Source organism: Leptospira neocaledonica (assembly GCF_002812205.1).
Classification (GTDB): Bacteria; Spirochaetota; Leptospiria; order Leptospirales; family Leptospiraceae; genus Leptospira_B; species Leptospira_B neocaledonica.
This window is the reverse complement of the sequence record NZ_NPEA01000003.1, coordinates 238,990-259,210: the sequence shown is the minus strand read 5'-3', so window position 1 is coordinate 259,210 and position 20,221 is coordinate 238,990. Positions and strand designations below refer to the sequence as shown.

The following is a 20,221-nucleotide window of genomic DNA, read 5'->3' as shown; positions in this document are numbered from 1 at the left end:
AGAGATTTGAAAAAAGTATAAACTTAGAGCCATGCTCTGAAAAACAGGTCGGTCGATGATTGAGATCCAAAGCAAACCTTTCGGAAAAATAAAAGTTTCGGAACGACAACTTATCAAATTTCCGGAAGGACTTCTAGGTTTCGGGGGATATAAAAGTTTCGCCCTAATCGAAGAAGACGAAGAGTCCGTATTCAAATGGCTGCAGTCCGTCGACGAAGTGGACCTTGCTTTTGTAGTGATTCCACCTTCTCTATTTAAAAAAGAATATAAACCACTTCTGAGCCAAGAAGAACTTTCTCAAATCGGGTTGCAGGATGTTTCGGAAGCTTTGACCTTAGTCATTGTGACGATTCCGAATGACGATCCGGCATCCATGACCGCAAATCTACAAGGTCCTATTTTGATTAATAAGACTGATTTGACAGGTCGCCAATTTGTATCACGTAATGAGATTCATTCTGTTCGTGAAAGAATTTTGGAAAGCGCCACTGTGGAGATGTCCTAAGTGCTCGTACTAGCTAGGCGTACAAATGAATCCATTATTATAGGTGACGATATCGAGATCGTTATCGTGGATATCAAAGGGGATCAGGTAAAAATCGGAGTCAAGGCTCCTAAAGAAGTTTCTGTTCATAGAGCGGAAGTGTATCGTGAGATCCAGGCTGAGAACAAGAAGGCCGCCGGTGCGAAAATTAAGCCGGAGGAATTGGGAAAAATTGGCAGCATGCTTAAAAAAACCGATTCGGGCAAAAAAGAAAAATCTTAATCTTCTAAGTTTCTTTCTTACCCTTTTATTTACGATATCCTGCATGTCTTCCCAAAGAAAGGGAATGGCTTCCTCTTCGGATTCAATCGTATTATATTATCTTAAAAAGAGTTCTGAAACTCCTATCTTCTTACAATCGGAAACTTGGCTGCCTATCGCTTCCGGAATTTTGACTGGTGCGGGACCGGACCAGTTGGATAAGTCGGAGTTCCTTTCCAGATGGGAAAAACTTTTTAAATTCACAGGGGTTTCGGACACAGGAGTTCTAAACGCGGAACCTGTTCGATTATTTACGGAAGATGAATCTTCTCGCTTGGGCGAATTATTATATAAAGCGGAGACAGAAATTCCGGACGGACTTCCACAAGCATATCAAGTGATCATCAAGAGAGAAGATCCGATCCGTCCAGGACTCAGGATCAGAAGGATCGTTTTTTACATTAGGAACACCACGGAAGGAATCGTATTAGAGTTTTCTGAAATAGGACAAGTGCTCGATTTTCAGACCACTTATTCTTTTAGGGATTGGACATTGGTGCCTATTGTAAAGCCGGAATCTTCTTCTCGTAATTCTATTTATCTTCCTGAAATTCGCCCGGAAGGTTTGGATTATCTTACTTTAGCATCCGAGGGAGAAGAAGTAAAAAATCGTATCCTCGTGAAAAACAGCTTTTGGACCGCAAATCCTTCTAAGAAGAATGTTGGAACTCCCACTAAAAAAATCCCTAAGACGATAGAGGATCGCTTAAGAACCTTGCAGGAACTCTTAGATAAGGGATTGATCTCTAAGCCGGAATACGAAAAGAAGAAGGCTGAAATTTTAAAAGAATTATAGTCGCTTCGCTCCTGAAGCCGGCGTTGCGGACTATAGTCGCTTCGCTCCTGAAGCCCGCGTTGCGGACTATAGTCGCGTTGCTCCTGAAGCCCGCGTTGTGGACTATAGATTTTTAACTAATCCTACGGTTCCTCCGTAGTTTCCGAATTGTTCGTTGTCCGTAGTGGAACTTAAGTTAGGTACTGCACCTGCCTCAACAATTTGGCCTCCGGAAATGGATGGTCCCTTTACTTCTCCTACGCTGAAATAAGTAAGTTGGTAGAATCCACCGAATCGGATACCGAATGTTTCGAAAGGTTTAATTATGAAACCTGATTCGAAAGTCATTGTAAATCCTGATGCTCCTGCAAAAAATCCGTCTTTGGATTTGAATGCATTAAAGTCTAAGCCGTTATATGCTCCTGCAGTAGCTCCTGTATCAACGCCGAGCTGGGCGGAACTCAAAGATAATGTTCCCCAGAAGAAGCTTGTATCCCCTCGGAAGTACCAGTTCATCCAGCTCCACATAGGAACAGCAACGCCATAGTCCAAGGAAAGTGTGGTGATATTATATCTAAGATCTCCGAATCCGAGCGCGTATCCAGACATTCCATCTGAACTTCCTGAACTAAAGCCTGGGAGCTTGATTCCAAAGTTTGAATAATCTCCACTCGTCTTCGATTGTCCATAACCGATAGAGAACTCGTAGCTTATATCATTCGAAGTGTTTAAGTTTAAGGGTCCCCAACCATACTTCACTTTCCACTCGTTGGTAGTTGTGGTAATCTTATCAGTGGTATATCTGTTAGATGTGCTGGTGGTAGTAGTCTCTGTTGTAGACTTTTCACCCAAAGAAGCCACGATCCCTATGAATGTATTATCAGATAGTTGGTGAGAATATCTGATCTTAGGAAATCCACCGCTTGGAGTTGTCTTACTATCTTCTTTGAAGAATTCAGGTGTTCCGCCCAACGCACTTCCGGCAATCCTTACGCTATTTAAGATTCCGTTAATGGATTGAGGTCCGCCTTGGTTCAGACTTCCCGCGACTCCATCTAATTCCAAAATATGTAATAAACCACTTTGAAATGCACTTCCATTACTTGAGGAAGTAGAACCGCTACCTCCGATAGGAGCCTGGTCTTGCGGTGGCTGTTGGTTGTTTGTGGGTTGGTTTTTAGGCTGCCTTTGATTATTCGGATTTGTTGGTTGTCCGAATAAAGAAAAGCAAACTAGATAGGTTGCCAATAAAGCTAGAATCTTTTTTTTCATGAGGTGCCAGAGTAATAATTTTTTTCCCAAAACACCAATTATTTAGGAAGAGAGCAAGGAAAAAAACAAAAGACCGGAGCGGCCCCCTAAAGGGCCGCTCACGTAGTGAGAATAGTGAAGAGAATTGGATATATGTTAACTATTTACCGGGTTATTGGTACTTAGGTAACAATCCATAAATACCATACCCATATAACCGATTGAAAAGACAGATTTTTTTCACTTATTTGCGGTTTTTTTAATAAGAAACTTTCAATATGATTTTCGCTTCGCGAAATAAATTTCCAGCCTCGATTGGAGTCGCAGATTTTGCACTCATAGTTTGAAAACCATCCATGACAGGGAGTGGTTCGGAAATTTCTTGGAAGTCGGCTCTTATCTCTACAAAATCCTTAAATTTCAAGCCTAATGCCGAGAGAATAATATCCGCTTTTTTGCGAGCATCCTTTGCTGCTAACTGCAATGCTTCTTGGGAAGCCTTCTCTAAATTTGCATCCGTTGCTTGCAATCGGATACCTATAATTTGATTCGCTCCATTTTGTATGGATTCATCGATGAGCTTGCCTGCAGATTCTACTTTAGCTCTTACTAAAACTATATTGGAAGCTACATAACCTTTGATCTGTCTCGCCCCAGACTTAGGATATTCATATATTGTTTGAAGACGGATCGCTTCAGTTTGTAACGAGAGTAAGGATTGCTTTTTGAGATATTTTACAAGAGAATCGGTCTTTGCTGAAGTTTTTTCATGAGCTTCTTCCGCAGTTTTTGATTCTGTTTCTACTCCGATACGTATCTCTACAAGCTCAGCTGGGACTGCAACTTTGGAGAAGCCACTAACGATCAGGACTTTTTCTTGCTCGGCGAACGCGGAAACGAAACTAGAGAATAATAATATGCACCCGAATAATATTTTTTTCATATAAACTCCGAAGGATAAGACCTTTCTCCGTCCGGGAAAATTCCCGAACGGTACCGGATTTTTAGATTTTATTATAAGAGCTTGGGCCTTTCGGGACAAGGCCTTGAAGCCTGCTTTAAACAGACTATAAGTTATAAAAATTGAAATTTGTAATAAGAAGTTTTCAGTAATTTACGAATTCTTTATCCAATTCGTCTTGGTAGCGGCTGACCCTTTTTTTTAGGTTCTTCTTTCCCACATAATATTTGCCTTCGTCTTCTCGCTTTGCCTTCTCCGTAAATTTTTCGGAGCGATGAGAAAGATAAGGATGTGTCATAAAATATTCTTGGATGGGAGAAGCAGCATTTTCCTTTCCACCACTTTCTTCCTGTAATTTTAAGAAGGTTCTTCCCATTGCGAATGGGTCGTAATATTCCCTGAGCAATAGGTCGTAACCGTAAGAATCCGCTTCATCTTCTTGGTTTTTCCCGAAAGAAGGTCTTAAAAGTAATGCTGCAGTTAAGTCTGCCAACTCGCCTAAAGTAGAGGCACCGATTTTTTTCGCTAATAGTTCTCCCCTCACCATATCCATACAGTGAGAAAGTTCTACGTGGCCGATCTCGTGCCCAATCACTGCGACTAATTCTGCCTCTGATCCCACCATAGAAAGAAGCCCTTTGGTAACGAATAAAATTCCGCCAGGCATCGCATAGGCGTTCGGAACAGACGAATCCATTATAAAAATCCTATATTCGAATCTTTTGTTTTTTCCGATGGTAAGGTTGGATACCAAACTTCTCAAATAGATCAGATCCGGATCTTTTTCATCCGCATAGGATTCGTAACGTAACGCAACGGAATCTCCCAGCTTCTTCTCATCCAGATCGCTGATAGGCATAAGTTTTGTAAGAGAACGATCGAATATTTTGATCGGTTTTCCCAAAAGCTGAAATGCCGGAGAAAGAGTGGCAGGCATTTCTACATTTGCTTTACTCTTTACCGCCAAAAATGAAATAGCAGCACCCGAAGCTAAAAGTATAACAAAAAATAATAATCTATTACGGAGCATCTGTTTTTCCCTTATTTCCGAATTTGCCGTAAAGAGCGTTCATGAGGATGAGTATTCCCCCCACTCCTAAGAATACCAAAGCACGAGTGATTGTAGAAGACTGGGAAAGATCCCAGAAGATCAATCTTAATAGACAAACGATCATTGCTACTAAGGACACATAACGGAAATGTTCCTTTTTCAGAATGAGTCCCATTGAGAAAACGATGAAAACTTCTACCATCCATAATAGAGTTAATAGAGAAGAATCAAAACTCCAAAAAAGGAAGAATGCTCCCGCTGCGAACAAAGGATAGAATATGATACTGTCGGATCTCTGGTCCAGTTTTTCGGAAAGTTTACTAATTCTACCAGGGTAACCTTCTACTTCTATCCCTTGGTAAGCAGGAAGAAGTTGGATCCTTACTAAGTACGCGATCTGTAATACGATCCCGATGAGTCCTCCCAACCATTCTTGGTTGGCCCAATATTCCGAAGGAGTTAAAGCCGAACTAGAAATGAAAGCCACATGGATGCAGGAATACCAATAAAAGCAGAGAGAATAAAATCTAAATCTGGAAATTCTCCAAGAAGTTTTTAAACTGATCTTATTTAGGAAGAATGCCCAAAGTATCCAGGCAACAGGCAGCCATGTATTCGGAATTTCTAATGCGATGATTGCAGTAATAAAGATCCCGGTTAGTTCCCAGAATAACGGTAAAAGAGAATTCCAGTAACTCGGAGTTTCTTTTTTCGGAGTCGGACTGTTTGCCCAATATAAAAATACCCCGATCGCCAATACCTGGATCAGGAATCTGATTTTGAAGATTCCTATGCATATTTCTGATTGTAGATGGACCAGAATATGATCGCCTAAAAACAATCCCACAAATGTTAATGCAAAAACTTGCCAAACAGGCCCTGCAGAATTGATGGAAGATTTCCAAGTATTCTCCCATTTTGTCGCTCTTTCTGAGAAAAAGTTTTTGGTCTCGAGATATACCAAAGAAAGAAGAAGCCAAAGAATTCCCGGTAAAAAAGGAGAAAGACTTTGAGTCGTCCAGTAGGCTAAAAATACGATATGTAAAGATAGAAGCACTGCTCCCGGCGAAGAAAAATATCTGATCTTGTCAGGTCCAACCTTTAGTTTAGAAAGAGGAATCATCAAGAAACAGAATAAGATCGTAGGTAGATCTCTAAGTAGCACTTCCCATCTTTCTAAAGAATAAATTCTATTGATCACTTCGAAGTGTAATGCAGTAACGAAGAAGAATATCCCTACCCCTAAGCCATTCCAGTTTCGGTTCTGCCGGATCGCCAATAAAAAAATTCCGAATGCAGGAAGATATAACTCTGAATGTTTCCAGTCGAATAATTGGAAACAAATAGCAGAAGCTAGAAGTCCTGAAAAAATCCCGGAAGGAGAAATTCTATCATCTCCTCCTATTCCGTAAATATCGTCGCTAGCAGTAGAACTTTCTTTATTCCTTATCTCATCATAGAATTGGATCAAGAATGTAAGAAGGATCATCACAATCGTAGTGATGACTATAGGTCCAGTTCCAAGGTTTAATCCACCGAAGTATTTAATAATCAGAAGAAGAATATACTGAATCCAAGAAAGGTGAAGAAGCACTGCTCCTATATTCTTGAGTAGGTTCTCTTTTTCTTCAGCACTCACCACAAAGAAGATGGAGAATAATAATGAAACGTATACATTGATCAGGAAAATATCTACTTCCCATCGACTGAGTAATATGATCCCGATAGAAGCAAGAGCTAAAGACACTAAAGTATCAGTTAGATAAAGCCAACGTATGTTTAATTTTTCACGAGCGGTTCTTGCCCAGAAAAATAATCCTATAGAAACAGTGATCAAAACAGGAGGGTTCCATTTTGATCCGGTGGAATATACGGATAAACCTAAGCCTATCCCCGCCCAAATAATAAGATGAGTAATAAACGGAAGACGTTGTATATTTGCGGAAGAATATACTTTTCTATAGTGAGCTAAGATGGATGGAATTCCAACAGCAAGAGTTCCAAAAATTCCCCAGGCTCTGGAATTAGGAGAATTTAATACATGCAGTTGTTCCGAAAAATGTCCTTTATAAAGATAATTTAAAATTAAAAAAGAGATCGCGGTTTGTATTAAATGAAATTCCCATTTAGTTCTGTAAGATAAGATTATGCTAAAAACGGAAACCCCTACTGCGAGAAAGAAGATCAAAGTGCTTAAAGGAAGAATCGCCAGCGAGATTAAACTTAATACTATATGTAGGCTTGCAAACTTTTGCTGGGAAGTTTGCCAAGCAAGTCCTAGGTTCACTAAAATCCCAACGATTACTAAGATGAGTGAGTAAAATTCGGACTCTACCCATTTCATTCCGGGAACGGAAACTGCAGCGATACAAGAGAATAATATCACTGCACCGGAACCGCTTCGGATCCAATATCCGATTTGTTCCCAGAATTCTTTTTTAACTAGAAGAGTGGAGACTATGAATAAGCCTACACCAATCCCTAATACCATTAAGAATCTAAAGAATGGAGACATGTTGAGGGCCGCATAAATTCCCAAGAACCCTACGCCCATCACGAGTATGATTGTTCCTAAGATCCCGGTCCAATTATTGGCGATCTGCTTCTCGAATTTCTCCCAAGCCTCCGATTTTTTAGCGAGAGGTTGAGCTTCTTGTTTTATAATAATTGGAGGTACAACTGCCGCTGGTTTTGGGGCGCTTGTAACCGGCTTGGAAGAAGGCACTTCTTTCTTGGTTTCGGGAATGGTTTCTTTTACCAAGATTGGCTTTTCTTCTTTTGGAGAAGGTTTTTTCTTTTCTTCCTTAGTTTCTGGAAGAGTAGAAGGTCCTCTTTCTTTTAATTGATTCTCCAGATCTTGGATCCTTTCTAAAAGTCCGTTGATCTTGGATAGTAAAACGAACGGAATGATAAGGTAAAATATGCCAGCGAAGAATGCGAACAAACCGATCAAAAATTCCATAATAGGTAGGCCTTTTCGTGTAACGTGTCCCTTAGGATCACAACTTTCTTGAATTTTGGAAAAAAAATGAAAGTTTTAGAAAAGTAGTTTCTAGCGTTATTTAGTCCATTAGTATTTGAGGGTTTATTCCCTTGGTGATAAAAGTTTGGAATCATCCCTTTCACAGCTTAATATCCTCAAACAGTTTTTCGAAAGGATCGGGGACGGAGTTCTTGTATTTTCCTCTTCCGGAAATCTAATCGAAGCGAATCCTGCAGCATTACAGATCTTGGGTTATTCTTCCAAAGAGTTGAAAGAGATAGATTTTAGTCTGATCTCCGATATCCGAAACGGAATCTTTGAAAGTCTTAAAAAAGAAGAAAAGACCAATTGGTATTTAGGTTATTTTTTACTGAAGAGCAAAGAGATCAGGACATTCTATTGCCAAGGTTTTAAGATCCAAGGTGAAACGGATTCAGAAACTTCAACTTGGATCCATATTCGTTCTCCCAAACAACAAAGCGAACTTTCTAAAGAAGATATAACTCATCCAGAAATCGGATGGAGGGCTCTTGAAAAATTTTTCGATATGAACCCTTTGCCTATGGCGATCACAGAGATTGAAACAGGCAAATACCTAAAAGTAAACAGACAATTTTGTATTCAGGTAAAATATTCGGAAGATGAGATTGTTGGTAAAAGTGCATTAGATCTTGGCTTTTGGAGTTCCGTAAAAACAAGAGCGGATATAGTAGAAGCTATTAAAAAAGAAGGTTTTGTTCGAGATATAGAATTACGTTTTTCTAATAAATTAGGTGAGGAATTTTGGGGACTCTTCTCCGCTCATCCGATCGAGTATGCAGGTTCTTTAAAACTTCTCACGATCACAGTGCCCATTACGGATCGAGTAAAAGAAGAAGTAGAAAAACAAAAACTTCTGGATGAGTTAAAGGAGAACCAAGAGATCCTAAAACAGATCATCAAATTAAATCCTACCGCAATCACATTATCCAAATCGGACGGGACCTACTTAGATGCGAACGATCTATTCTTAAGTTTGATCGGAAAAACCAAAGAGGAAATCGTAGGCAAGTCTCCAGCTGACTTGGGCGTATATTACGATCTGAGTGATAGAGAAATTATCCGAGGACTTTTGCTCCAAAAAGGCGCAGTGGATAATTTAGAAGTAAAGATGGGAACTTCTGACGGAAAAGTCAGATCCATTCTATTCTCCGCTAGAGTAATTGAGGCCGGTGGTGAAAAAAAGATCTTAGCGGTGGGACATGATATCACGCATATTAAAGAAGCTCAGGTAGATTTAGAAGGTCTCGCATCCGAACTTGAAAAGAGTAAGGAACTTTTCCAAAGATTATTCCAATTGATCCCTTCTTCTGTGGTTCTTACTGATTTGATTTCCAGAAAGATCATAGATGTGAATGAAAGATTTTTGGAATTCGTAAAACTCAAAAGATCAGAAGTAATCGGAAAACTCACCACTGACATTAAAGTTTGGGATTATGATCCTGATAAAAGGACTGAAATTTACAACCAGTTAAACGAGAAAGGTGAGGTCAGTAATATCGAAACAGTTTTTCGAGCATCAGATGGAACTGCGATCCCGGTTCTGTATTCAGGAAGGATCGTTAAATTAAATGGGCGGCCTCACGTTATTTCTCTTGCAACTGATATTAGAGAACGTTTGGAAGCGGAAGAACAAACCAGGAAATTGAACGCTGAAGTCCGGCATAATAAAGAACTCTTTGAAAAAATTTTCCAAATGAATCCAGCTGCGGTTTCTCTTTCCGATCTGGAAACTGGTACTTATAAAGAAATCAACCAAGAATATTGTAACCTGATTGGATACACTAGAGAAGAAATTATAGGAAAAACTTCTTTCGAATTGGGCATCTGGAAAGGTCCTTTGGATAGAGCCAAGATCCTTAAAGAATTAGAAGAATTCGGTTGGTCTAAAAATATAGAAGCAACTATCAATCGATCAGACAATACCGAAAGACATGTGATTTCTGGTAATAGGATATTTAAAATCGGGGATAGAATGATGCTTTTGGCTTTGCTGATCGATGTAACTGACAATAAAAAAATAGAACAAGAAAGAGATCAGTATCTTCTCCAGTTAGAGGAAAGCAAAGACCTTTTCGAAAAAGTATTCGATCTAAATCCGGATACGATATGTATTTCCGATCTAGAAACTGGCAAGTATATAAGTGTAAACTCAATGTTCTATGATCTGTTCGGATACACAAAAGAAGAAGCGATCGGAAAGAACTCAATAGATCTCGGGATTTGGCCTGATCCTAATCTCAAACATAAATTAGTAAATCAAATGAAAGAAGAAGGAATATTGAGGGATCTTGATATACCTTTTATCAGAAAGGATGGGACTAGGGTAGATTCGATTTTTTCAGGTCGTATTGTAAATTTAGTAGGAAGACCCGCAATCGTAGCTATTACAAAAGATAATACCGCAGGAAAAGCCGCAGCGAGAGAAAAAGAAGAAGAGAATTTAAAACTTTCCGAACAGGCAAGAGTTCTATTGAATATGGCGACGGACCCTGATTTTGCTTCGGGTAATATTTCTGCAGGTTTGAATAATATAGTCAAGATGTGCACGGATACTTTGGGATGTGATCGTGCCTCTATATGGCTTTTTTCTGATAAAGAAAAAACTGTTTGGTCTTTGGTTTCAGGTTGGGATCAAAAATTTCATACGTATATGGATCCAGTCGCAATGGATCTAAAACTATATCCTAGTTATTTTGCATCGATAAAGACGGAAAGATTTGTAGATGCATATGATGTGGTTAACGATCCAAGGACTTCTGAATTTGCGGAAACTTATAGTATTCCTCTCGGCATTCAATCCTTGTTAGATGCCCCTATCTTTTTAAGAGGTGAAATTTATGGAGTCATCTGCTTGGAACATAGAGGCGCTCTGCGCAGATGGAAAGGTTTTGAGCAACAGTTTATAGTCACAGTTGCAGAACAAGTCACTCAGTTATTATTAAATTCAGAAAGAAGAGAAGCAAAGGAAGAATTAGAAAATGCAGTTCGTATCCGAACTTCCGAATTGGCTTCTGCTTTGGATAATTTGAAAAAGACCCAGGACCAACTTATCCTTTCCGAAAAGATGGCAGCCCTCGGACAGTTGGTTGCAGGTATCGCCCATGAGATCAATAACCCATTAGGAGCAATTTCTGCTTTGAGCGGTGAATTGAGAGCTTATTTAGATTCTTCTCCTGAACGTTTGAAAAAGTTGGGTCCATTCTTTGCGGAAGCGGAACCGAGTTATATTAAACGACTATCGGAATTTATTCGCGCTGGAATTTCCAATAAAGAAATTCAGGTATCAAGAGAAGAAAGAAGGAATGTTCTCAAAAAATTAAAGAATAAACTGAGCGAACTTGGTTTCGAAAATCCTTATGATCTAGCCGACAGATTGATGGATGTAGGATTATATCATTCCACAGAAGAATTCCCTGAAATTTTCGAATCCAAGACGAATCTTGCACTATTGGATTTTGCGATCGAAGAGATCCAAACATATAAGAACGCTGCGTCCATTCGTTTGGCGGTGGATAGAACTTCTAAAATTGTTTATGCTCTTAAAAGTTTTGCCCATATCGATTCGGGAGAAGGAAAGATTGAAACGGATCTTGCAGAAAATATAGAAACCGTTCTTACAATCTATCATAACCAGATCAAGAATGGAGTTGAGGTAGAATTGGACTTCCAAGCAAGGCCGATCATCTACGCGTATCCGGATGATTTGATTCAGGTTTGGACAAACTTAATTTACAATTCCTTACAAGCCATGCAGTTTAAAGGAAAGATCAAAATTTCCATTTTGGATTCAGACACGGATGTTTCCGTTTTGGTTTCGGATAACGGTCCCGGTATTCCCGCGGACATTAAATCGAAAATATTCGATCCTTTTTATACCACTAAGGCTCCTGGAGAAGGTAGTGGGCTAGGCCTGGATATTTCCAGAAGGATTGTCTTAAAACACGGCGGGCGAATAGAGTTTAACTCTAAACCTGGAAAGACCGTGTTTAAGGTGCTTCTTCCTAAAAACTGAATTAAACTTTAAAAAACTCTACTTCTTTTTTCAAAGAACTTGCTTGTTGAGCCAGCTTTTCCGCAAGAGAGTCTATATCGTTCACTATCCCGTTCAAAAATTCGGTGGCTTCCGAAATACTTCCAATCGTTTTAGAAAATTCTAAAGAAGTTTGGGATTGTTCCTTTGTATGATTTCGGATCTCTTCCGCGGAACGGATTAGATCCGAGAAAGCATTTTTTACCTGAGCACTTGCGACCAATTGAGATTCTGATAAAGAAGAAACCTGTAGGATCCTTTCTGAAGTGTTTTGTGCTGTATCTCCAATCCTTCTGAAAGCAACTTCGGTATTTCCTAAAACTTCTCTTCCTGAGTTGGTCGCCTTTACCGCTTCCGCTAATGTTGCTCGGATCCTTTTTGCATTCTCTTGAGTTTGTTCTCCCAGTTTGGAAATTTCCTGAGCTACTACTGCAAATCCTTTTCCTGCTTCTCCTGCACGTGCAGCTTCTATGGCAGCGTTTAAGGAAAGAAGTCCGATTCGATCGGTAATCTCATGGATTACATTTACACTCGCTTCCATTTTAGCAGTATTAGATTCTATTTCCGCCATTGCATCTCGGGTTGATTGTAAAGCTGATTCTCCATTAGAAGTTTCTAATCTCATTCTTTCCGCGTCGTTTTTTGTATCCATAAGAGAAATATGAACATTACGAATTCTATCTTCTAATTCTGCAAGAGAAGCTGTTGCCTGTTCTACAGTGTTAGACTGGCTTTCTGCCCTGGAGGAAGTAGAATGAATGGATGCTGCAATTTCTTCTACCCCTGAACTCATTTGTTCGGTAGAAGCGGCTTGCTCTTGCATCTTTATGGAAAGGTCTTTTGTTTTTCCTTCTAATACTTTGGAACTTTGAGAAAGTTTTTCGGATTCCTTGATTACCGTTTTAACAACGATTCTAAGTCGTTTCACAAAATCGTTCAGCATCTTGCTACTTCTACCCAACTCGTCCGTAGAAACCATAGGAAGCAGGATTTCCAACTCACCTTGGGACATTTCAGTAAATGCGTTCATCATATTTTTGGAGTTCCTACGAATACTAGACGCTAATAGATAGGAAGCAATAGTAAGAGTGATGACCATAAACAGTATGGTGAGAGAAAGCGCTAATGTAACATCGCCCAGTTTCAACCAACCGGATGTCTCTTCTAATAAAAGATAACCAAAAATCACAACAGGTAATAACGCGATAGATGCGATCGTAGAAATGATCCTAGTAAAGATAGAAACTTTACGAATTTCCTTTTCTTCCAAGGAAAGTCCGTTCAATTTATCAGATTCTAATACTTCTGAAAGTACCGATTCGGTCAAAAAGAAATGAGAAATTCCTAATGTAGGATAAATGATCAGAGGTAAGAGCAAAAATGGAGCCGACTCAAAGAATTCCGGAATAAAGAAAAGATGCATGATTTTCCAAGCGGTAGGAATTCCATAACTCCACTGCACTATATAAAATCCGGTGTTGAGCAACGGGAAGTTCAGAAGTTTTTTCTTTACTTCTACCTTTCCTTTTGTGTTCAACTTTTCCCAATTATTGGGTTCCAGGTTGGATAATAGTCTTCCTAAATACAAAAATCGGAGCGTAGGGAAAAAATAGGATGTGGTCAATGAGACTGTGGAGGATCCGATCAAGGCGATCGCCTTATTGAAGTCATACGCTCCAGCAGCGATAATAAATAGAACGGCCAAAGGAACAGCAAGAACGGAAGTTAATAGCTCCAGGCCTAAGGTCAGTCTCCATCTGAGTTTTCTAGAATCTCCCCTCGTCATTTCCGTTTTTCCCTTTTTTTGATTTGAAAGAAGCCTAAGGCTTCAAGATATTTCATGACAATGAGACGCAGATTGCTTTTATCATCCACCTCTTTGTTGATTTTACTGTTTGGATTCTTTTACATCGATTTTGCAATTTATGGAAAAAGTCAGTCAACCGACACAGCTTCGCCTTCTAGTATCCAATCGGGGCCGATGTTAGGTTACTCGACTCATAAGGAAGTGAAAATTTGGGTCCAGACTAAGAATCCTTCTAAAGTATATGCGAAATATTTTATTTCCGGAAGTCCCGAACAAAGCCACATAACTAGAGAAGTGAATACTGAACATCATAAGGGAAATGTCGCCCATCTGATCGCCGACGTATTGGAACCAGGAAAGACATATGAATATATAATTTATATAAATGGAAAATACCAAGAACCTAAGTCTGAACAGAAATTTAGAACACAACCTATTTGGATAGGAAAATCAACTGGTCCTCCAGATATTAAATTTGCTTTAGGAAGTTGCGCATTCGTAAACGATCCTAAGTATGATACCCAAGCGAAACCGTACGGAGGAGAGTATTTTATCTACCGATCCATCTCCGCTCAAAATCCGGACTTTATGCTCTGGATGGGAGATAATATTTATCTAAGAGAACCGGATTGGGAATCTCGGACGGGATTCATTTATCGTTATACGGAACAGAGATCTTTAGCCGAACTCCAACCTTTACTTGCGAATGTTCATCACTATGCGGTTTGGGACGATCATGATTGGGGACCGAACGATGGGGATGCTTCCTTTTGGATGGGAGCTACTGCAGAAGAAATTTTCAAACTATTTTGGGCAAACTCAAACTATTCAAAAAAAGGAATATACGGTTCTTTCACTTGGGGAGATGCCCAATTCTTTTTGATGGATGATCGTAGTTTTAGGACAGCAAACGATAATAAAACAGGATCCAGATCGTTCTTTGGAGAGGAACAATTAGATTGGTTGGTGAATGGTTTAGCGTTTTCCAAAGCGACTTTTAAATTTGTCGTAGTGGGAGGTCAGGTATTAAATCCCTTATCCGTGTTTGAAAATTACTCCACTTATACCGAAGAAAGGGAAAAACTTCTTTCCAAAATTTCCAAATTGAAGATAAAAAACCTGGTATTTTTGACCGGAGATAGACACTTTACGGAATTATCATATATCCAGGACGGATTCGAATATCCTCTATATGATTTTACCGTTTCACCTTTGACTTCTTCCACTCATGCGCCGATTACCGAAAAAAATCCATTAAGGATCGAAGGTACTATGGTGGATGATAAAAGGAATTTTGGAACGATAGAGATCACAGGTCCTTTAAAACAAAGGAGCTTAGTGTTTAGAGTTTTTGATTCTGCAGGAAAGGAACTTTGGTCCAGGGATATTAAGGCCAAATGAAAATCCAAAAGTTTATGTTATATCTTCTCTCGGTCATACTTATCATTTTTCTGGGACTCTTCGGCTTATTGTATTCGAATCAAGATAAGCTGATCTTCTTCCCTGAAAATTTGCCCGAGGACTTTCATTTCTCTTTTCCATATACGTTTCAGGAAGTTTCTTTGGAGTTGGAAAACGGAGAGAAGATATACGCATTATTCTTCCCCGCCCAAGGTCCTTCTAAAGGAACGGTTCTGTATTTTCATGGGAATGCAGGAAGTTTAAGAAGTTGGGGAGGTATCGCCGAGGACTTTGTTCCTAGAGGCTGGGATCTTCTCATGACCGATTATAGAGGTTATGGTAAAAGTAGAGCGAAACTAAGCGAGAAGGGAATGTACCAGGATGCGGAGCGTTGGTACGAATATCTGAAAACGGATAAGTTAAAAAAAGAAAACGAGATCATCCTTTACGGAAGATCTATCGGGACCGGCGTTGTTGTGGATTTGGGGACCAAAACAAATCCTGGCTATATTATATTAGAAACTCCTTATACTTCTCTGGCAGATCTGGCAAAAGAATATTATCCATTCGTGCCAGAATGGTTCTTGGCTTATTCTCTCAAGTCCGAGAATAAGATCGGAAAATTACATTCTCCTGTGACAATCATACATGGAAATGAAGATGAGATTGTTCCTTTTAGACAAGGAAAGAAATTATTCAAAACTGCTTTGGAATCAGGAGTAAAGATAGAATTTTTGGAAATAGAAGGAGGAAATCATAATAATCTCTCCTTCTTTCCCGAGTACCAAAAAGGACTAGCGAAAATTTTAGAATCGGTTCATAGAAACCGGAGAAAATCTAATTCTCAGAGATAATCTGGGAACAATACTTTCAGTTTCGCAACAGTGTCCGGGTTTCTGCGCTCCGGAGCAGTGATAATCGAATACTTAGTACTATTCTTTAAACTTAGATCGTCTCCGTTCCCGAGAGCAGGAATCAAAGCGCTTAAAAGTTTTTTGGCATTCTCCGCATTCTTTCCTAGGTTTGCCATCACCATTTCCGCGGTCACAGCTTCTTCATTCTCTCTCCAACAATCGTAATCTGTGGACATACAGATCATTTGGTAAGCAATCTCTGCTTCTCTTGCAAGTTTCGCTTCCGGAAGAACGCTCATATTGATAATGTCTCCTCCCCAAGAACGATACATATGAGATTCCGCTCTTGTGGAGAATAGAGGACCTTCCATACAAACCAGAGTTTTGTTTTGATGGATCTGAAGATTTATTTTTGCAGCTGCTTGATTAATTCGATCGCTTAGATTTTTGGAAAAAGGATCTGCGAAAGGAGCATGGGCCACTACACCTTTTCCAAAGAATGTGGACTCTCTTCCTCTGGTTCTGTCGATGATCTGGCTTGGGAGAACAAAATCCAAAGGTTTGATCTCTTCTCTCAAACTTCCGACCGAGCTGAATGCCACAATCTCTTCTACGCCTAAAATTTTAAGCGCACAGATATTTGCCTTCATCGGGACTTCGTGTGGCATGATAAAATGTCCCACTCCGTGGCGAGGTAAGAATGCGATTAGTTTGTCGTGAATTTTTCCGATCTTGATCGTGTCGGAAGGTTTGCCCCAAGGGGTCTCCGGAAGAACTTCTTCGACTAGTTCCATTCCGTCCAGACTATAGAGACCTGTGCCTCCGATAACTGCAGCTTTTACTTTAGTCCCCATATCCTTCTCCTTTGAATCGGAATAAATTCCATATATCGAAATATGGGTCCGATTGTAAAGAAGAAGGAAACGAAAAGGACTTAGGAATTATTGCTCAATACTTTTAGCTCGGAAGCTTTTGTTTTGATCCGGTCAATCTCTGAGTTTAAGCTGGATGAATCCTCGTTAATTTCATTAATATCTTTTTCTAATTGGGACATGGTCCGGATCATTTCCTTTTGACCTAAAGACTGTTCTTTTTCAGATTCATGGATCTCATTGGAAACAGATTTGATACTTTCCAATTCACTTAAGAACTTACGGATAATTTTTGTCTGCTCCAGATACAGTTTGTTCATCTGAACGATCCTATCAGAAGTTTCGAGGATTTTAAATTTTTGTTTTTCGGTCAGATCTCCCGTTTCCGCAGAAGCGCTTTTTGCTTCATGGATAAAATTTTGGGACTGTCTCACAATTGCAGAGATGGATTTTGCATTTTCCGAAGTGAAGTCTGCCAGTTTGCTGACCTCGTTTGCCACTACGGCAAATCCTCTTCCCGCTTCCCCCGCCCTTGCAGCTTCTATGGATGCATTTAATGCGAGAAGGTTTGTTTTATCCGCAATCTCTCCCATGATCTGATTGATTTGATCCACTTTGTCAAAGGAGCCTGCGATATCTGCCAGATAGGATTTCGTTTTTTCAGCGGCGATCGTGACGTTCTCCATATCAGCTTTATTATCATTTGCGAATGAAGAGAGTGCCTCGCTATAACCTGTGATATTCGAAACTATCTCTCCTAATTTTTTAGAATCATCCGCAAGCTCGCTCAAACTTGCATTCTGTGATTCTATAGATCTAGAAGTATTTGTAGAAGCGGCAGAAAGTTCTTCCAATACTGCGTTTACCTCTTCCAAGGCGGCAGCTTGGGATTCCATCTTTTCTCCGGTACGATTGATAAATTCTGCAAATTTAACGATAGAATCTTCTAAGCTGATCGCGGAATCTTTGATGATCGCCTGGTTTTCACTTAATTTTTCCAGCAGGTCTTTAGAATCACTATAGAGGCGGTTCCCTTCCACCGTTAGTCTTAAAAACAATCTCATCAATTGAGCGAGTATCACACTCGCTACGAATATGAATGCGAGTTTTATAATCTCTGTAGAAGCGCTTAAATTATAAGGAAGTTTGGCTGCTTCCGGATCCATTACGAATCCAGCACCGTTTTTGAGAGCACATACAAGAGCGACTATCGCGCCGGCAGTGGAGAATGCTCCAACGATTAAAACGAAGATCCTTTCTCCCAAAAGACAGGAATAGATCATGATATAAAAATAAATGAAGAATAATACTACGTTCTTTAAAGTTCCTGCAGCTACGTCCGGAGAAACGAAAGTGTCTAAGATCAAAGTAGCGCTTAGGACATTCACATCGAATAACACAAAAAGTTTATGAAACCCGATAGACATATTCCTTTTACGATTTGCTACAAAATTGAAAATGCAGTAGAGACCCATGAAAGCTGTACCGCCAGCGTGGACCATAAATTGTAATGGTTGAAAACTTTTATAAGCTCCCGCCAAGGAAAGAATAAAAAGTAAGACTAGACCCAGTCGGATCCTGTTGATTACGATAGCCCCGTTCTTCCAGATTTGTAGGATCGTGGACTCCGTTTTTAGATGAGAAGTTTCCATTCTTACCTCGATTAAGATCATTATCGGAGGCAGATGTTTTCGTCTGAATACGAAGGGCCTCGAAAGATCGGTAAAGATCTTTCAGAATAGACGGAATTTCCCTAGTCAGACTAACGTTAGAGTTCTTTTATTCGGAAGAATGTCCGCTTAATACCCTTAACTCTGAAGCCTGTCTATTGATCTTATCGATTTCGGTGTTTAGTTTGGTGGATTCTTCGCTGATCTCGTTTATGTCTTTTTCCAACTGGCTCATTGTCTTCATTAGTTCGTTCTGTCCCAGGGTTTGCTCCTTGGTAGATTCCAGAATATCCGTAGAAGCAGACTTGATCGTGTCCAATTCATTTAGGAAACTTTTCAGAATGAATTTTTGCTCCTTATAAAGATCGTTCATTTTCACGATCTTATCGGTTGTTTGAATTAGTTTGGATTTTTGTTTTTCTGTCAGGTCTCCCGTTTCTGCGGAAGCTACCTTTGCCTCGTTGATAAAACTCTGGGATTGTTTGACGATGGAAGAAATCGATTTTGCATTTTCCGAAGTGAAGTCTGCGAGTTTGCTGACTTCATTGGCCACAACTGCAAACCCTCTTCCTGCCACTCCCGCTCTTGCAGCTTCTATCGATGCATTTAATGCGAGAAGGTTTGTTTTATCCGCAATCTCTCCCATGATCTGATTGATCTCATCTACTTTGTTGAATGAGCTTGCAATATCTGCAAGATAGGAATTTGTTCTTTCGGCAGCAATTGTCACATTCTCCATATCCGCTTTATTTTCTTCAGCAAACACGGAAAGTGTTTCGCTGTATTCGGTAATGTCTCCTATGATACCTCCTAACTTTTGGGATTTAGAAGCGAGCCCCGAAATACCTTCATTTTGAGTTTCAATCGATTGAGTATTATTGATAGAAGAAGCAGAAAGTTCTTCTAATACTGCGTTAACTTCTTCCAAGGCTGCCGCTTGGGATTCCATTTTTTCTCCGGTCCTTGCGATATAACCTGCAAATTCGTTGATAGATGTTTCTAAATTTTCCGCAGAGTTACGAATGATGATCTGGTTCTCTTGTATCTGAGTTAAGAATACTTGCGATTCTCCGAATAGTCTAGAGCCTTCCGTAGTTAGGTTTTCGAATAAGCGCATCAATTGGTACAAGATCACACTTGCAGTGATCATAAAACCGATCTTCACGATCTGAACGGAGAAGATCAGAGTATCCGGATCTTTCGATTTGCTTGCATTCTCAGTCAATACGAGTCCATTCTTCCAGCCTACATAAAGTGCGATTGCAACTCCGATTGCAGTCAATAGTCCGATAAGTAGAACGAACTTTTTTTCTCCCAATAAGGAAGAATAGATCATGATATAAAAATATATGAAGAATAGGATCATGTTTGCAAGAGTATCTCTTGCTACGATCGCATCGATACTACAGTCGGCAGCCATGATCGCAGAAAGGATGATTACATCCAGAATAACCAATGTCTTTTGGAATATGATTCCTACTCTTCCTCCTCGCGCTAAGAAAAATTCGAAGATACAATATACTGCCATCAAACCTGTTCCGACGGAATGAGCGATCACTTGCGTTGGATGATTTGTTTTAGAAACTCCGATCAGGGTAAGAATAAAAAGAAGCACCAGTCCTAAGCGGATCCTGTTGATTACGATAGCACCATTCGTCCAGATTTTCGCGATAGACGATTCTTTAGAGATCGCGGAATTTACCATGGAATTCATCATTC

Annotated in this window: 14 protein-coding genes; 6 read left to right on the top strand and 8 right to left on the bottom strand. The window is 39.8% G+C overall.

Annotated elements, in window-relative coordinates:
* Positions 1-55: 55 nt before the first annotated feature.
* From fliW to CH365_RS06065, 3 genes are read left to right on the top strand one after another with little or no spacing between them, the layout of a single operon-like run.
* On the top strand, positions 56-505 hold the full coding sequence (fliW, locus tag CH365_RS06075) for a flagellar assembly protein FliW (RefSeq protein WP_100767699.1): 450 nt from the start codon (positions 56-58) through the stop codon (positions 503-505).
* Complete coding sequence (gene csrA / locus CH365_RS06070) at positions 506-766, top strand: carbon storage regulator CsrA (protein ID WP_020769544.1); 261 nt, start codon at positions 506-508, stop codon at positions 764-766.
* Positions 684-1,601 (top strand): SHOCT domain-containing protein, encoded by a 918-nt coding sequence (locus CH365_RS06065; RefSeq protein WP_425268537.1) that lies wholly within the window; start codon positions 684-686, stop codon positions 1,599-1,601. The genes csrA and CH365_RS06065 overlap by 83 nt, the downstream gene beginning before the upstream one ends.
* A gap of 102 nt (positions 1,602-1,703) precedes the next feature.
* On the opposite strand, the gene CH365_RS06060 is transcribed toward CH365_RS06065, so the two are convergent.
* The 4 genes from CH365_RS06060 to CH365_RS06045 all read right to left on the bottom strand — a co-directional run bounded on the left by CH365_RS06060 (position 1,704) and on the right by CH365_RS06045 (position 7,805).
* A complete protein-coding gene (locus CH365_RS06060; RefSeq protein WP_165782573.1) occupies positions 1,704-2,852 on the bottom strand; it encodes a hypothetical protein in 1,149 nt (382 codons plus the stop codon).
* Between the two features lie 238 nt (positions 2,853-3,090).
* Complete coding sequence (locus CH365_RS06055) at positions 3,091-3,774, bottom strand: SIMPL domain-containing protein (protein ID WP_100767696.1); 684 nt, start codon at positions 3,772-3,774, stop codon at positions 3,091-3,093.
* Positions 3,775-3,937: 163 nt separating this feature from the next.
* Positions 3,938-4,822 (bottom strand): M48 family metallopeptidase, encoded by an 885-nt coding sequence (locus CH365_RS06050; protein WP_100767695.1) that lies wholly within the window; start codon positions 4,820-4,822, stop codon positions 3,938-3,940.
* A complete protein-coding gene (locus CH365_RS06045) occupies positions 4,812-7,805 on the bottom strand; it encodes a DUF2339 domain-containing protein (RefSeq protein ID WP_100767694.1) in 2,994 nt (997 codons plus the stop codon). Before CH365_RS06045 ends, CH365_RS06050 begins: the two co-directional genes overlap by 11 nt.
* A gap of 145 nt (positions 7,806-7,950) precedes the next feature.
* On the opposite strand from CH365_RS06045, the gene CH365_RS06040 reads away from it, so the two are divergent.
* A complete protein-coding gene (locus tag CH365_RS06040) occupies positions 7,951-11,880 on the top strand; it encodes a PAS domain S-box protein (protein ID WP_100767874.1) in 3,930 nt (1,309 codons plus the stop codon).
* A gap of 1 nt (position 11,881) precedes the next feature.
* Here the strand turns inward: CH365_RS06040 and CH365_RS06035 are convergent, their stop codons facing one another.
* Positions 11,882-13,684: a methyl-accepting chemotaxis protein gene (locus CH365_RS06035; protein ID WP_100767693.1), complete on the bottom strand. Its 1,803-nt coding sequence runs from the start codon at positions 13,682-13,684 to the stop codon at positions 11,882-11,884.
* 60 nt (positions 13,685-13,744) lie between these two features.
* Here CH365_RS06035 and CH365_RS06030 point away from each other — a divergent pair, with 60 nt between their 5' ends.
* The gene (locus CH365_RS06030) at positions 13,745-15,106 is read left to right on the top strand and encodes an alkaline phosphatase D family protein (RefSeq protein ID WP_425268536.1); all 1,362 of its coding nucleotides are present in this window, start codon (positions 13,745-13,747) and stop codon (positions 15,104-15,106) included.
* Positions 15,103-15,960, top strand: coding sequence for an alpha/beta hydrolase (locus CH365_RS06025; RefSeq protein ID WP_100767691.1), 858 nt, complete (start codon positions 15,103-15,105; stop codon positions 15,958-15,960). The genes CH365_RS06030 and CH365_RS06025 overlap by 4 nt, the downstream gene beginning before the upstream one ends.
* Here CH365_RS06025 and mtnP read toward each other — a convergent pair.
* The 3 genes from mtnP to CH365_RS06010 all read right to left on the bottom strand — a co-directional run bounded on the left by mtnP (position 15,951) and on the right by CH365_RS06010 (position 20,207).
* Positions 15,951-16,814 (bottom strand): S-methyl-5'-thioadenosine phosphorylase, encoded by an 864-nt coding sequence (mtnP, locus tag CH365_RS06020; RefSeq protein WP_100767690.1) that lies wholly within the window; start codon positions 16,812-16,814, stop codon positions 15,951-15,953. The genes CH365_RS06025 and mtnP overlap by 10 nt on opposite strands.
* Before the next feature lie 80 nt (positions 16,815-16,894).
* Positions 16,895-18,484, bottom strand: a complete 1,590-nt coding sequence (locus CH365_RS06015; protein ID WP_100767873.1) for a methyl-accepting chemotaxis protein — start codon at positions 18,482-18,484, stop codon at positions 16,895-16,897.
* Positions 18,485-18,611: 127 nt separating this feature from the next.
* The gene (locus CH365_RS06010; protein ID WP_208861167.1) at positions 18,612-20,207 is read right to left on the bottom strand and encodes a methyl-accepting chemotaxis protein; all 1,596 of its coding nucleotides are present in this window, start codon (positions 20,205-20,207) and stop codon (positions 18,612-18,614) included.
* Positions 20,208-20,221 lie beyond the last annotated feature (14 nt).

What these genes read in the sequence shown, in the direction of transcription:
- CH365_RS06055 (WP_100767696.1), bottom strand. Translation starts at nt 3,774, where the DNA reads ATGAAAAAAATATTATTCGGGTGCATATTATTATTCTCTAGTTTCGTT.
- CH365_RS06035 (WP_100767693.1), bottom strand. Translation starts at nt 13,684, where the DNA reads ATGACGAGGGGAGATTCTAGAAAACTCAGATGGAGACTGACCTTAGGC.
- CH365_RS06050 (WP_100767695.1), bottom strand. Translation starts at nt 4,822, where the DNA reads ATGCTCCGTAATAGATTATTATTTTTTGTTATACTTTTAGCTTCGGGT.
- mtnP (WP_100767690.1), bottom strand. Translation starts at nt 16,814, where the DNA reads ATGGGGACTAAAGTAAAAGCTGCAGTTATCGGAGGCACAGGTCTCTAT.
- CH365_RS06045 (WP_100767694.1), bottom strand. Translation starts at nt 7,805, where the DNA reads ATGGAATTTTTGATCGGTTTGTTCGCATTCTTCGCTGGCATATTTTAC.
- CH365_RS06025 (WP_100767691.1), top strand. Translation starts at nt 15,103, where the DNA reads ATGAAAATCCAAAAGTTTATGTTATATCTTCTCTCGGTCATACTTATC.
- CH365_RS06010 (WP_208861167.1), bottom strand. Translation starts at nt 20,207, where the DNA reads ATGGTAAATTCCGCGATCTCTAAAGAATCGTCTATCGCGAAAATCTGG.
- fliW (WP_100767699.1), top strand. Translation starts at nt 56, where the DNA reads ATGATTGAGATCCAAAGCAAACCTTTCGGAAAAATAAAAGTTTCGGAA.
- CH365_RS06030 (WP_425268536.1), top strand. Translation starts at nt 13,745, where the DNA reads ATGAGACGCAGATTGCTTTTATCATCCACCTCTTTGTTGATTTTACTG.
- CH365_RS06015 (WP_100767873.1), bottom strand. Translation starts at nt 18,484, where the DNA reads ATGGAAACTTCTCATCTAAAAACGGAGTCCACGATCCTACAAATCTGG.
- CH365_RS06060 (WP_165782573.1), bottom strand. Translation starts at nt 2,852, where the DNA reads ATGAAAAAAAAGATTCTAGCTTTATTGGCAACCTATCTAGTTTGCTTT.